The following is a 13,211-nucleotide window of genomic DNA, read 5'->3' as shown; positions in this document are numbered from 1 at the left end:
ATTCTGAATAGTTGTGAAATAAGAAATATACAGGACGAATGCAGAAGGCGAATGCCGGGAGCAATCGTCCTGTTTTGGTATTGAGAGACAATTTGGAGAAGAATTTGTCAATGGGATTTTCTTGCAATTCACTATAAGGATTTTTATAATAAAGTGTGAGAGACTTTGCTGTTTAATCAAATCAGGTTTATGATCTAAACGGCAAGTCAGCAGACAGGAGGGATAGCATGGAGCAACGGTATACTGTGACACAGGCAGCGGAAATCCTCGGCGTGAGGGCATCAGTTCTCCGGTACTGGGAGGAAGAACTGGAACTGAGGATCTGCAGAAACGAGCAGGGACATCGTTACTACACCGGAAATGATATTACGCTTCTGGCTAATATAAAGGAACTTAAGAAGAGAGGACTTGCTTTACGTGCGATTAAAGAACTGCTTCCCAGAATTTCAAGGACAGCTCCCGGAAGCACAGACAGTAAAGTGAAACTCCTGGAAGATGAGCAGCCTGAGAGAGAAAAACTTCTGGAATTTCAGAAAATCCTGGAGCGCCTGATCACGCAGGAATTACATATGAAAAAAGAAGGAGAAGACCAGTGCCGGGATCTGGATGAGGCGATACGCAATCGTCAACTTGCAAGAAAGGAAGCAGCAGTTACGCTGGAGAAAAAGAATAGAGGAAATAAAAAAAAGGGAAAAAGACACCTTTAAAAATTATTTTGGGAGAGATATTGAAATACTTGAAAAATAAAAAACAGCTTCATTTCTAATTGAACAGAAATGAAGCTGTTTTTAAATTCATAAATTATTCTGCCGGATGAATAGCTTCTGTTGGACAGGCATCAGCGCATGTTCCACAATCTAAGCAAGCATCAGCGTCGATTACATAATGCTCATCTCCCTGAGAGATAGCTTCTGCAGGACATTCACCTTCGCATGTTCCACAGCTTACACATTCGTCTGAAATTACATATGCCATAATTATAATCCTCCTTATTATAATAACGTTTTAGTGCCCCTATTGGGGTTCTGAACTCATTTTAATATATCTTTGTCGGAATTACAAGTATAAAATCAGATACATTATAAAATAATATCAAGTTAGATTGTGCTTACTTTGAGACTGCGTTTCTTTCGTGTCCTTTGCGCTTTGAAGGACTGTCTTATTTGCATTATTTTCTGAAATTGCTATAGGAAAAGTTTTGAAAAATAGGTTATGAACATACAAAAAAAATAAGACTGTCAAAAAAATAATGCGTTTTTTCTAAATTTATTGACAATTTAAAAATAGAAAGGTATAGTAAAGGTAGTTGCAAAGAGGCATGACATAGAAAGTTGTGCCTCTTTTGTTCCGTAAGGACTGCTGACTGTGAGACGGATAGCAGTCTGTAACAAGAAGTCAGAAAACAGTAGAGAGAATGGAGGAAGAAGAATGAAAAAAGCATTGGCAATTGGACTTGCAGCAGTAATGGCAGTTTCTATGAGTGCACCGGTATTTGCGAGTGATGACAGCGAAAGTGGTGCAGGAATCGCAAAAGAAGATCTCAAGATTGGTGCGATTTATATCGGTGATGAGAACGAAGGTTATACAGCAGCTCACATGGCTGGAATTGATGAGATGGTAGAAAATCTTGGTCTTGATGATTCTCAGGTTATTGAGAAAACTCTGATCGGTGAAGATGAAGGATGCTACGATGCAGCAGCAGACCTTGCAGACCAGGGATGCCAGATTATTTTTGCAAACAGCTTTGGACATGAAACTTATATCCTGGAAGCAGCAGGAGAGTATCCGGACGTACAGTTCTGTCATGCGACAGGAACTCAGGCAGCATCCAGCGGACTTTCCAATATGCATAACTACTTTACAAACATCTATGAAGCACGTTATGTATCCGGTGTAGTGGCAGGTCTGAAACTCAATCAGATGATCGAAGACGGCACTGTAAAAGAGGATGCATGTAAGATCGGTTACGTAGGTGCATTCCCTTATGCAGAGGTTATTTCCGGATATACTTCTTTCTATCTTGGCGCAAAGAGCGTATGCCCGTCTGCAACAATGGAAGTAAAATATACAAACAGCTGGGCAAGCTTTGACCTTGAAAAAGAATGCGCAGATGCTTTAATTTCTGATGGCTGCGTACTTATCAGCCAGCACGCAGATACAACAGGTGCTCCTACAGCATGTGAGGCAGCCGGCGTTCCTTGCGTTGGTTATAACATTGATATGACATCTGTTGCTCCGAATACAGCACTTACTTCCGCATCTATGGACTGGGGTGTATATTACACATATGCAGTACAGTGCATGATTGATGGAACAGCTATTGACACTGACTGGTGCAAAGGATTTGCAGAAAGCGCAGATAAGATCACATCTCTCAATGATAAAGTTGTAGCTGAAGGCACAGAAGAGAAAGTAAAAGAAGTAGAAGACGCGATCAGTGATGGTTCTCTTCATGTATTTGACACTTCTACATTTACAGTAGATGGTAAAGAACTTGATACATATGAGAAAGACGGAACAGAATATATTTCTGACGGATATTTCCATGAATCTGAATATGGTTCAGCACCGGCATTCGACATTGCAATCGACGGAATCACATCTATCACAGAATAAAGAATGAAACTGGCGGAGCTGCTTGTCGGCAGCTCCGCTTTTTTGTATGAACAGATAAAAGGAGGGAACGATAGTGGGAGAAAACTATGCACTTGAACTTAGAGATATTTCCAAGCGTTTCGGTTCAGTACAGGCAAACGACCATGTGAATCTCACACTGAGAAAATCAGAGATTCTTGCCATCCTCGGAGAGAATGGAAGCGGTAAGACTACTCTGATGAATATGATTTATGGAATTTATTATCCGGACGAAGGACATATCTTCGTAAATGGAAAAGAAGTAACGATCCGCTCGCCAAAAGATTCCTACGAACTGGGAATTGGTATGGTGCATCAGCATTTCAAACTGGTAGATGTACTGACAGCAGCCGAGAATATTGTTCTGGGACTTCCTGGAAAAGGGAAACTGGATATGAAGAAGATCACAGAAGATATCCAGAAACTGGTAGATAAATATGGATTTGAACTGGATCTTTCCCAGAAGATTTACGAAATGTCTGTATCCCAGAAGCAGACAGTTGAGATCATAAAGATGTTATATCGTGGGGCAAGAATCCTGATTCTTGATGAGCCGACTGCGGTTCTGACACCTCAGGAAGCTGACCGGTTATTTGATATTCTGAGAAATATGCGTAAAGATGGCTGTTCCATTATGATCATTACACATAAGCTGCAGGAAGTGCTGGCTTTATCTGACCGCGTTGCGATTCTAAGAAAAGGAAAATATATAGATACGGTAGAAACAGCACGGGCAAATGCACAGAGTCTGTCAGAGATGATGGTAGGAGGCAGAGTAGACCTGAATATCGACCGTCCTGAGCCAGAGAATGTGAAACCGAGACTGATCATTAAGGGGCTGAATTGCAAAGATAAAGACGATGTGAAAACGCTTGATGACATTGATCTTACTGTAAATACAGGTGAGATTCTTGGTATCGCCGGAATTTCCGGAAGCGGACAGAAAGAATTTCTGGAGGCGATCGCAGGACTTCAGGAGCTGGAGAGTGGTTCCATCATCCTGCTTGACGATAATGGAAAGGGTATGGAACTTGCCGGAATGGATTCCATTTCTATCAATAAAGCAGGAATCAGCCTTGCCTTTGTACCGGAAGACCGTATCGGTATGGGACTTGTGGGTGATATGGATATGACTGATAATATGATGCTTCGAAGCTACCGAAATGGAAAAGGTCCTTTCCTGGACCGAAAAGGTCCGAAAGCTCTGGCTTTGAAGATCAAGGAGCAGCTTGAGGTTATGACTCCAAGTATCTCAGCACCTGTCCGTCAGATGTCAGGAGGAAATGTCCAGAAGGTTTTAGTAGGAAGAGAAATTGCCCAGAATCCGAAGGTACTTCTTGTAGCGTTCCCGACACGAGGCGTGGATGTCAACACTTCTCATGTTATTTACAGACTGTTAAATGAACAGAAAGAAAAAGGTGTTGCAGTAGTCTGTGTAATCGAGGATCTGGATGTGGTTCTTGAACTGTGTGACAGAATCGCAGTGTTCTGTGGAGGTAAGATCAGCGGAATCGCAGATGGAAGAACTGCGACAAAAGAAGGAATCGGACTTCTTATGACGAAACATGAAAAAGGAGGGACGCAGGCATGAAGAAAGAACCTCTCTTACAGGTAAGTAAAAGAAGAAATAAAGCCGGATGGCAGGAGCGTCTTCTGATCCGCTTTATTGCATTGCTTCTGGCCCTGATCGTATGCGGTGCGGTGATCGTTGCACTGGTAAAGATGAATCCGGTAGATGTTTATAAAGCAATCTGGGATGGTGCCATGGGCTCAGAACGTCGTCTATGGCAGACGATACGAGACACAATGGTTCTGTTGTGTATTTCCATTGGACTTGCACCTGCATTTAAAATGAAATTCTGGAATATCGGTGCGGAAGGCCAGATTCTGATCGGTGGAGCTTGCTCAGCAGCTGTTATGATTTATGCTGGGGACAAAATGCCAACAGGATTACTTTTGATCGTAATGTTTGTGGCAAGTGCACTTGGCGGAATGATCTGGGGAATGATCCCGGCAGTATTTAAGGCACACTGGAATACAAATGAAACTTTATTTACTCTGATGTTAAACTATGTTGCCATGCAGGTTATTACATATTGCATCGTATTCTGGGAAAATCCGAAAGGTTCCAACACAGTCGGCATTATCAATCAGGCTACAAAGGCAGGATGGCTTCCGGAACTTTTCGGGCAGAAATATGGCTGGAATGTTGTGATCGTTCTGGTTCTGACAGTAGGAATGTTTATTTATCTGAAATATTGCAAACAGGGTTATGAGATCGCAGTAGTTGGTGAGAGCGAGAATACAGCCAGATATGCAGGTATTCAGGTAAAAAAAGTTATTGTCCGTACAATGGCTATTTCCGGTGCAATCTGTGGTATCGCAGGTTTCGTTATCGTAAGTGGTGCAAGCCATACAATTTCTACTGCAACTGCAGGTGGCAGAGGTTTTACCGCTATCATCGTTGCATGGCTTTCAAAATTTAACACATTTATCATGGTTGCGGTTTCTTTTGGTATCGTATTTATGAATCAGGGTGCTGTGCAGATTGCAACTCAGTATGGTCTGAATGAGAATGCTTCAGATGTTCTTCTGGGAATCATTTTGTTTTTCCTGATCGGTGCAGAATTCTTTATCAACTACAGAGTAAAGCGTGCAAAGAAATAGGAGGTAGATGCAATGAGTGTACTGATAATTTTTATTCAAAAAGCAATTGTCCAGGGCATCTGTATTCTGTATGGTGCGCTTGGCGAAATTATGACAGAGAAATCCGGTAACCTTAATCTGGGTATTCCGGGAATTATGTATATGGGCGGCATTTCAGGTCTGATGGGAGCATTTCTTTATGAGAAAGACAATCCGAATCCAAATGCACTTATCGGTGTTTTAATATCGTTTTTATGTGCATTTGCGTGTGCGGCTATCGGTGGTCTGATCTATAGTATTCTGACTATTACACTTCGTGTAAATCAGAATGTAACAGGTCTTGCCCTTACCATCTTTGGTACAGGATTTGGTAACTTCTTTGGTGGTTCTATTTCCAAGCTTGCAGGTGGTGTAGGACAGATTTCCGTAAAAGTAACGGGAAGCGCTTATACGGCGAAAATCCCAGGTTTATCTAAGATACCGGTCATCGGAGGGATTTTCTTTAATTATGGATTCCTGACATATTTATGTATCATTGCAGCAGTTGTACTGTCATATTTTCTGTTTAAGACCAGAGCTGGTTTAAGCCTTCGTGCAATCGGTGAGAATCCGGGAACTGCAGATGCGGCAGGTATCAATGTTATTAAGTATAAATATCTGTCTACCTGTATCGGTGCAGGACTGGCAGGACTCGGCGGACTTTATTTCGTAATGGAATATTCAGGTGGTACCTGGACAGATAATGGATTTGGAGATCGTGGATGGCTTGCAGTTGCGCTTGTAATCTTTGCACTTTGGAAACCATTAAATGCAATCTGGGGAGCATTCCTGTTTGGAGCACTTTATATCCTGTATTTGTATATTCCGGGACTGGGACGAAGCATGCAGGAAGTATTTAAGGCATTGCCATATGTGGTAACAATCATTGTGTTGATATTTACAAGTTTCCGAAAGAAGAAAGAACATCAGCCGCCTGCCGCGCTGGGACTTCCATATTTCAGGGAAGAAAGATAATAAAATTAGGCGTTTGCGGTTGATTCCAGAGTAAAATAGTATTATAATATCAGAAGCTAGAAAAGCTAAGTAGTAAGTGTACGTATGCCTTGAGTTTGCAGGATGAATGCGGGACAGAGGATATGGAAACGATAATGCTGAATAAAAATTAAGGAGGAAATTTACAATGGCTAAAGTGACAAAAGATATGCTGATCGGTCAGCTTCTTCAGGTAGATGCGAATATCGCACCAATTCTTATGAGAGCAGGAATGCACTGCCTTGGATGCCCGTCTTCTCAGATGGAATCTCTCGAAGAAGCAGCTATGGTTCATGGACTGGATGCAGATGTACTTGTTAACCAGATCAATGATTTTCTTGGAGAATAATCAGCTGGCTGATTAAAGCAATATGTAAAAAATGGGATGTTCTGATTAATTTCAGGACATCCCATTTTTTGTGAAAATTTCTTATAACTGCACTAATTGCTGAAGTGCGGAGGCAGAGATAAGTTCTCCATGTTCTGTCAGGTATGCTTCACCTGAAGCTGTGAAAGCTCTTCCACGTCCATATTCAGTAAGAATATTGCATACCCTGTTAAAGTCTTCCGGGGAGAGAGAGGACTGGTGAACAACCAGCTTATAAATCTCATCTGCCGGATCCTTATAGAGCGTGTTAGCACCTGAGAAATAGCCGTTCAATCCATGTGCTGCGGCGATTACATCATCCAGTGTATCGAACTCGTAAAGGCGGATAAGATTTACATCAGGAACCTGAGTATCATCTTTCTCGCCTGCAGTGTTACCCTGAGACGCGTTCTTCTCTTTTGCCTGGGAACTCTTTACCTTTGCCTCATAAAGTTTCTGGAAAATATCGATGATATTGTCAGCTCCGTCAAGCTGAACAGTATCTGACTTCTCATTTCCTTTAAATGGCGCAAATTTGGAAAAGCGTGTATCCAGTTCTTCCGGATCTTCTACTTTGGTGATGATCAGGATGATACTCTCAGTGCTTACCGGGATTGCTTCGATCATTAATGGAATATTATCTGCTTCAAAACCAAACTGTATCTGCGCCTGCTGCATCATATCGCGAAAAAGCTTTTTGGCTTTATCAGTACCATAGGCTAATTCACTGATACGGATCTGATGACTTTCAAGGTCTTCTCTTGTCAAGGTGCAGCGTATCTGGTTGTCATTGATTTTTTCTATCTTCATGTTGTCACATCCTATCCTAAATAGCGTTGCAAATTACATACAATTTTATACACTATATTATATAACAGAGAACAGCAAAATGTAAAGATGAGTAATCAGCATAAATATTAAATTTTTGGAAACAAAACGGTAAAAATTACATAAATGCAGAAAAGCTCTTGCGTCAAAACAAAAAACAGGTATAATAAAAAAAGAAGAAACAATAAATCTGCGGTTCGTATAAACGAAGATTTGAAATGTTACTGAGAACGAAGAAACCAGTAACTCTGAAACATTAACTCTAATGATTTACTTACATTACTGAGCAACAGTAATCTATTTATTTCAAAACCTCATTGTCGATTATTCATACGGCGTTCCTGCCGTGACAATGTACAGGTAAATTCCCAGGATAAGATAAGTACAGCAGGGATATTGTTTTTTCAACAGCCGATGAGGTGCTTTCTAAAATCTTATTTTTAAAGGAAAGGAGGTAAGCTTACGGAAAATATATCACGGGCAACAAAAAAGGTCCTGCGTAAACCACTGAAAAAAGAACTTGAGAGTTACTTTGAACAGGGAATCCCTTTGTACCTTGATGGTACACCAAGTAACCCCAAATCGATTGCAAAAGCCTGTCAGATTGCAGAAGGTGGTGGCTATATGCGGGATTACGTAGAAGATGAAAAAGGACGGATCGCTCGTGTAGATTTTGATTTCGTCAAAAACAAATAACAAAAGAAAAAGCTGCCCGAACAGATTCCGGACAAGTCCCCCGTGTCCATAATGCCTTCGGGCAGCAAAAAACATAGAAATCTTAAATAATCTAAAAAAATTATGAAAAATGGTTTTTCGCAATACAATTGTAATAATTTATGATATACTAATACCAGAAGCAACATCACACCGAAAGGAAGAAAAATATGGATAAAAAATATAAACCAATAGTTGCAGTTGTGGTATTGGTCATTCTCGTTGCAGTACTTGGAATTGTCAGTCATGTAGTGATGAAGTATATCCCATCAGGTGAGAAGATGGATTTAAATGAGTATTATGGAGAAATGGCAGAGGGCGAGATCGCAATAGTTCTGGGAACTGAGAAACTGGATGAGCGCGGCCTGGTAGACGGAGACAGAGTTTATCTGCCTCTGAATGTAGTCAATACATATCTGAATCAGAGATACTACTGGGATTCTGCGAATCAGCAGGTACTTTATGCAACTCCATCAGAGCTTACCACGGTAGCTGCATCATCTGAGTCAGGTGACCAGGTATGGCTGAAGGACGATACAGTATATCTGAATCTCACCTATATACAGCAGTATACAGATATCGATGCGTATATCAGTAAGGAGCCATACAGAATTGCCATACAGTATCAGTTTGATAATATAAAGACTGTTACAGTTAAAAAGAATACAAGTATACGTTACCGCGGAGGAATTAAATCACCGGTTGTCACTTCGGTAAAGAAAGGGGCACAGCTTCGACTTATTGAGGAACTGGATAACTGGGATCAGGTAGCCACAGATGATGGATATATTGGCTATATAGATAAGAAGAATGTCGGTAAAGCATCGGAGACAACTTTCGACAGAAATTTTGAGAGAGAACAGTATTCATACCTGACAATGGATGGAAAGGTCAATATGGTATGGCATCAGGTTACTTCTACGGATGCAAATGCTTACTTTGCAGATGCAACAGCAAATATGACAGGTGTAAACGTAATTTCACCGACATGGTTCTATCTGCTTGATACATCTGGAAATATTGCAAACATATCAAGTGCAGATTACGTAGCACAGGCTCATGAGAAAGGACTTAAAGTCTGGGGGCTGATCGATAACTTTACACAGGAAGTAAGTACGACCGAGACACTTTCAAATACTGCGGCAAGACAGAATATTATCAGTCAGCTGATTCAGGCTGCGACAAGTGTGGGAATGGATGGCATCAATGTGGACTTCGAGTCTCTCAGCGAAGATGTTGGAATTCATTTTCTGGAGTTCCTGAGAGAACTTTCTATAGAGTGTCATAAGAATAATCTGGTCCTTTCTGTGGATAATCCGGTTCCGGAAGATTTCACCAGTCATTATGACCGCGCTGAACAGGGAAGAGTTGTCGATTACGTGATCATTATGGGATATGATGAACATTATGTGGGATCTGAAGCGGGCTCTGTCGCATCTCTTCCATGGGTAGAACAGGGAATTCAGGATACTCTGGCAGAAGTTCCGGCAGAGCGTGTGATCAATGCAGTACCGTTCTATACCAGATTGTGGAGAACTACTGGCGGAAATGTAACCAGTGAGGCAATTGGTATGGATCAGGCGCAGCAGGTGATTTCCGAGAATAATGTGGAAACCTATTGGGATAAGACGACATCTCAGAATTATGGAAAATATGATATTGATAATTCTACCTATCAGATCTGGATTGAGGATTCTCAGTCAATCGCGGAGAAGGTTAAGCTTGTGTCGAAATACAATCTTGCAGGAGTTTCTGCATGGAAACTTGGATTTGAAAATAGCGGTATCTGGCAGGTAATTAGTGATAATCTGAATTAGAATAAAAAACATCTCTTGAGACATATATTAAGTATAGTAATTAGAAAGTGATAAGCTTTTGAATCTTGCAGATAATGTCTCAGGAGGTGTTTTTTATTATGAAAAAATATGGACTGGAGCTGCTTATGGCGTGTCTGCTTCTTGTGAGTTTCCTGATCTTATCAAAGCAGGCTGCGCAGGTAGCGGGCACTATGGCAACAACTGATAATTCAAAGACTATTCTGGTGGATGCGGGACATGGCGGCGCGGACCCGGGAATGATCGGAGTGGGCGGACTGGAGGAAAAAGGAATTAATCTTCAGATTGCCATGAAACTGAGAGAAATTCTGGAGAAAAAAGGTTTTACCGTAATTATGACAAGGGAAGAGGATAAGGGACTTTATGATGAGGAAAGCAGGAATCAGAAAGCACAGGATATGCAGCGGAGAATTGCGCTGGTAAAGGAGTGTAAGCCGGTATTATGTATCAGCATTCACCAGAACAGTTATCAGGATTCGGCAGTTTACGGACCTCAGGTATTTTATTATGAAGATTCTGCTCAGGGAAAAAGTCTGGCAGAACTGATTCAGGAGAAATTAAACACCAGGCTGGATGTAAAGCGCCCGCGCGTGGCGAAAGGGAATAAGACTTATTATCTGCTGAAAAGAAGTGAAAGTGTTCTGAATATTGTGGAGTGTGGTTTTCTGACGAATCCACAGGAGGCAGAGCTGCTCCAGACAGATGAATATCAGCTTAAAGTAGCAGATGCGATATCTGAGGGAATCGATGCGTATTTCAGTAAGAATAAATAGCAAAAAATTATAACATAGCTGCTTAAGTGATAAGTGGGATAATTCTTTACGGATTGCAAGGGATAGTTGATAAAATTGTTTATTTTATGTGAACTGACTTTTAATAGGAAGAGTTTTTTGCTATACTGATACAGATTTGAGTGGACTATAGCAAATGCTATAGTCAGAATACAAATATAGTAAAAACATACAGGGAGAAATTATGCTTGGAATAATTTATCTGATTCTTGCGGGAATACTGGGATATAAAGCTTCAAAGATACTGATAGAAGAGGGAACGAAGTTTTCTTTTATTAATCGTATCTGGCTTACCCTGCCAGCTTCGTTTGGAGTAGGCACGCTTTTGCTGACTTGGGTAGTGTATATCATTTCGTGGTTTTTCAGTGTGATTGGAAAAGTAAAAAATCCACTTTTATATGGAAATGCTATTGGAATGGCAGGCGTATTGATATTTATAATACTGATCGAAGTACAGAAATACAGAAGCCATTCAAGTTTGATAAGATCAAATATGGAGATAGGTCTGACTGAGCAGATTGATCAGGACAGGAAATTAAAGAAAAAGAGCAGAAAGTTCTCTATGGATAACCTGATAACAGATAAAAGCAGATTTAAGAAGGAATTAATCCTGTTTGGACTGCTGGCAGCATTTATTACATATATGATGTTCTATGTTTTCTACATGAAAGATGGAATTCTGTATTCTGGACTGACTGTATATGGAGACTATGCGCCACATACGGCTATGATACGTTCTTTTTCTATGGGGAATAATTTCCCGACACAGTATCCTCATTATGGAGGAGCAGATGTAAAATACCATTTTATGTTTCAGTTTCTGGCAGGAAATCTGGAATATCTGGGAATGCGCATGGATGTTGCTTATAATATTGTGAGCCTTACTTCATTGACTGGCTTTCTTATGCTGTTGTATCAGCTGGCACTTCGGATCACAGGGAAAATGTGCTGCGGTGTTTTAACGATTTTTCTGTTTTTCTTCAGAAGCGGCATGGCTTTTTTTAGATTTGTGTGGGAACATATACAGGCTGGAAATTTGCTGGAGACTTTGACTGAGAATGTTTCTTTCATTGGATATACGACCAATGAAAATTGGGGATTGTGGAACTTTAATGTTTATCTGAATCAGAGACATCTGGCATTTGGGCTTCTTATGGTGACGCTTGCATTATATCTGTTTATGGACTGGCTGGAAGCTGGGACAATGCATGAGGAAAAAGGCTTCGTCTGGATGAAGAAAAGGCTTTTTTCAAAAGAAGGATGGAGAAGCAGAAATCTGGAGCAGGCATTGCTTATGGGATTGTTTCTCGGATTGTGTGCATTCTGGAATGGGGCCGCAGTAATCGGCGGATTGCTGATTCTGTGCGGATTTGCAGTTTTTTCGGATGGAAAACTGGATTATCTGATCATGGCCGCAGTGACGATTTTCTTTTCATATCTCCAGACAAAAATATTTATTTCTGGAAGTGCGATGAGTCCGCAGATTTATCTGGGATTTCTGGCGGAAGATAAGACTGTCTGGGGAGTGGTGCAATATCTGTTCTGGATGAGTGGAGTGTTTTTTCTTGGTCTGTTAGTGCTGGTGTGGTTTATGAGAAGGCGGGAGAGAGCAATTTTGCTGGGATTTATCTTTCCAACAATTTTTGCGTTTGTACTTCTGATGACACCGGATATTAATGTAAATCATAAATATATCATGATTTCTTATGCGTTTCTGACAATCTTCTGGGCATGGACAATATGCAATCTCTGGACAGGGGAAAGAGTGAATCGGAATGTTCAGATTGCAGATGAAAGAAAGACCGAAGATATAGAAAATGAAATAAAAAAAGAAACCAGCCAGTCAGACGTTAAGACTGGTAGAGATAGAAAAATCAGGAAATTTGCCGGGAAGGTACTGGCAGCAATATTAACCATATGTCTTAGCATAACCGGAATTTATGATTTTGCGGTGATTGTGAAGGGAAATGGTCCGGGCAGACGTGTGGCTGTAAATATGAACAGTGATCTTACCTGCTGGCTTGCAGAACATCTGGATAAAAATGATCTGCTTCTGACTCCGGAATATAGTATGAATGAGGTGACAATGTCTGGTGTGATGCTTTATTGTGGATGGCCGTATTATGCATGGTCGGCAGGATATGACACGAATTACAGAGCAGCGCAGGCGGTAACGATTTATACGACATCCGACAGTGAGACTTTAAAAAGCACTGTAAAACAGGAGAAGATTACTTATATTCTGTTTGAAGAAGGCTCTGAGTTTGAACAGCAGGTGTGTCAGGAAGAAACAATTGCTGCGACATATGAGAAGGTTTACGAGACTCAGGATGGAAGAATCCGGATATATAAAACGAATTAAGC

12 protein-coding genes are annotated in these 13,211 nt (G+C 40.9%); 10 read left to right on the top strand and 2 right to left on the bottom strand.

Annotated features, from left to right (window positions below):
• Nucleotides 1-227: 227 nt before the first annotated feature.
• Nucleotides 228-707 carry a MerR family transcriptional regulator gene (locus tag WKT11_RS07085; RefSeq protein WP_118247735.1) on the top strand — a complete coding sequence of 160 codons (480 nt, stop codon included), beginning with the start codon at nt 228-230 and terminating at the stop codon, nt 705-707.
• Between the two features lie 94 nt (nt 708-801).
• Here the strand turns inward: WKT11_RS07085 and WKT11_RS07080 are convergent, their stop codons facing one another.
• Entirely contained in the window at nt 802-975 is a 174-nt protein-coding gene (locus WKT11_RS07080) for a DUF362 domain-containing protein (RefSeq protein ID WP_118137571.1), read from the bottom strand.
• 489 nt (nt 976-1,464) lie between these two features.
• Between WKT11_RS07080 and WKT11_RS07075 the strand changes: the two genes are divergently transcribed.
• The 5 genes from WKT11_RS07075 to WKT11_RS07055 all read left to right on the top strand — a co-directional run bounded on the left by WKT11_RS07075 (nt 1,465) and on the right by WKT11_RS07055 (nt 6,661).
• Nucleotides 1,465-2,616, top strand: coding sequence for a BMP family ABC transporter substrate-binding protein (locus WKT11_RS07075; protein WP_445291930.1), 1,152 nt, complete (start codon nt 1,465-1,467; stop codon nt 2,614-2,616).
• A 73-nt stretch (nt 2,617-2,689) separates the two neighbouring features.
• Entirely contained in the window at nt 2,690-4,225 is a 1,536-nt protein-coding gene (locus WKT11_RS07070; protein WP_117677084.1) for an ABC transporter ATP-binding protein, read from the top strand.
• Nucleotides 4,222-5,301 carry an ABC transporter permease gene (locus tag WKT11_RS07065; RefSeq protein WP_117677083.1) on the top strand — a complete coding sequence of 360 codons (1,080 nt, stop codon included), beginning with the start codon at nt 4,222-4,224 and terminating at the stop codon, nt 5,299-5,301. Before WKT11_RS07070 ends, WKT11_RS07065 begins: the two co-directional genes overlap by 4 nt.
• 12 nt (nt 5,302-5,313) lie before the next feature.
• Nucleotides 5,314-6,294, top strand: a complete 981-nt coding sequence (locus WKT11_RS07060) for an ABC transporter permease (protein ID WP_117677082.1) — start codon at nt 5,314-5,316, stop codon at nt 6,292-6,294.
• Nucleotides 6,295-6,460: 166 nt separating this feature from the next.
• Nucleotides 6,461-6,661 carry a DUF1858 domain-containing protein gene (locus tag WKT11_RS07055; RefSeq protein WP_117677081.1) on the top strand — a complete coding sequence of 67 codons (201 nt, stop codon included), beginning with the start codon at nt 6,461-6,463 and terminating at the stop codon, nt 6,659-6,661.
• Nucleotides 6,662-6,742: 81 nt separating this feature from the next.
• Here the strand turns inward: WKT11_RS07055 and WKT11_RS07050 are convergent, their stop codons facing one another.
• Nucleotides 6,743-7,489: an adaptor protein MecA gene (locus tag WKT11_RS07050; RefSeq protein WP_118629736.1), complete on the bottom strand. Its 747-nt coding sequence runs from the start codon at nt 7,487-7,489 to the stop codon at nt 6,743-6,745.
• A gap of 567 nt (nt 7,490-8,056) precedes the next feature.
• On the opposite strand from WKT11_RS07050, the gene WKT11_RS07045 reads away from it, so the two are divergent.
• The 4 genes from WKT11_RS07045 to WKT11_RS07030 all read left to right on the top strand — a co-directional run bounded on the left by WKT11_RS07045 (nt 8,057) and on the right by WKT11_RS07030 (nt 13,209).
• Nucleotides 8,057-8,203 carry a hypothetical protein gene (locus WKT11_RS07045; RefSeq protein ID WP_242986877.1) on the top strand — a complete coding sequence of 49 codons (147 nt, stop codon included), beginning with the start codon at nt 8,057-8,059 and terminating at the stop codon, nt 8,201-8,203.
• Between the two features lie 188 nt (nt 8,204-8,391).
• Nucleotides 8,392-10,038 carry a glycosyl hydrolase family 18 protein gene (locus tag WKT11_RS07040; protein WP_340283443.1) on the top strand — a complete coding sequence of 549 codons (1,647 nt, stop codon included), beginning with the start codon at nt 8,392-8,394 and terminating at the stop codon, nt 10,036-10,038.
• 98 nt (nt 10,039-10,136) lie between these two features.
• Entirely contained in the window at nt 10,137-10,829 is a 693-nt protein-coding gene (locus WKT11_RS07035; protein ID WP_119244194.1) for an N-acetylmuramoyl-L-alanine amidase, read from the top strand.
• A 202-nt stretch (nt 10,830-11,031) separates the two neighbouring features.
• On the top strand, nt 11,032-13,209 hold the full coding sequence (locus tag WKT11_RS07030; RefSeq protein ID WP_340283440.1) for a hypothetical protein: 2,178 nt from the start codon (nt 11,032-11,034) through the stop codon (nt 13,207-13,209).
• The last annotated feature ends 2 nt before the right edge of the window (nt 13,210-13,211 follow it).

The sequence above is a fragment of the Blautia sp. HCN-1074 genome (genome assembly GCF_037890165.1).
Taxonomy (GTDB): Bacteria; Bacillota; Clostridia; order Lachnospirales; family Lachnospiraceae; genus Blautia_A.
This window is presented reverse-complemented; position numbering and strand designations above follow the sequence as displayed.

Excerpts from the sequence above, each read along its gene's own strand:
- WKT11_RS07085 (WP_118247735.1), top strand. The coding sequence starts at position 228 with ATGGAGCAACGGTATACTGTGACACAGGCAGCGGAAATCCTCGGCGTG.
- WKT11_RS07080 (WP_118137571.1), bottom strand. The coding sequence starts at position 975 with ATGGCATATGTAATTTCAGACGAATGTGTAAGCTGTGGAACATGCGAA.
- WKT11_RS07075 (WP_445291930.1), top strand. The coding sequence starts at position 1,465 with ATGGCAGTTTCTATGAGTGCACCGGTATTTGCGAGTGATGACAGCGAA.
- WKT11_RS07065 (WP_117677083.1), top strand. The coding sequence starts at position 4,222 with ATGAAGAAAGAACCTCTCTTACAGGTAAGTAAAAGAAGAAATAAAGCC.
- WKT11_RS07060 (WP_117677082.1), top strand. The coding sequence starts at position 5,314 with ATGAGTGTACTGATAATTTTTATTCAAAAAGCAATTGTCCAGGGCATC.
- WKT11_RS07055 (WP_117677081.1), top strand. The coding sequence starts at position 6,461 with ATGGCTAAAGTGACAAAAGATATGCTGATCGGTCAGCTTCTTCAGGTA.
- WKT11_RS07050 (WP_118629736.1), bottom strand. The coding sequence starts at position 7,489 with ATGAAGATAGAAAAAATCAATGACAACCAGATACGCTGCACCTTGACA.
- WKT11_RS07040 (WP_340283443.1), top strand. The coding sequence starts at position 8,392 with ATGGATAAAAAATATAAACCAATAGTTGCAGTTGTGGTATTGGTCATT.
- WKT11_RS07035 (WP_119244194.1), top strand. The coding sequence starts at position 10,137 with ATGAAAAAATATGGACTGGAGCTGCTTATGGCGTGTCTGCTTCTTGTG.
- WKT11_RS07030 (WP_340283440.1), top strand. The coding sequence starts at position 11,032 with ATGCTTGGAATAATTTATCTGATTCTTGCGGGAATACTGGGATATAAA.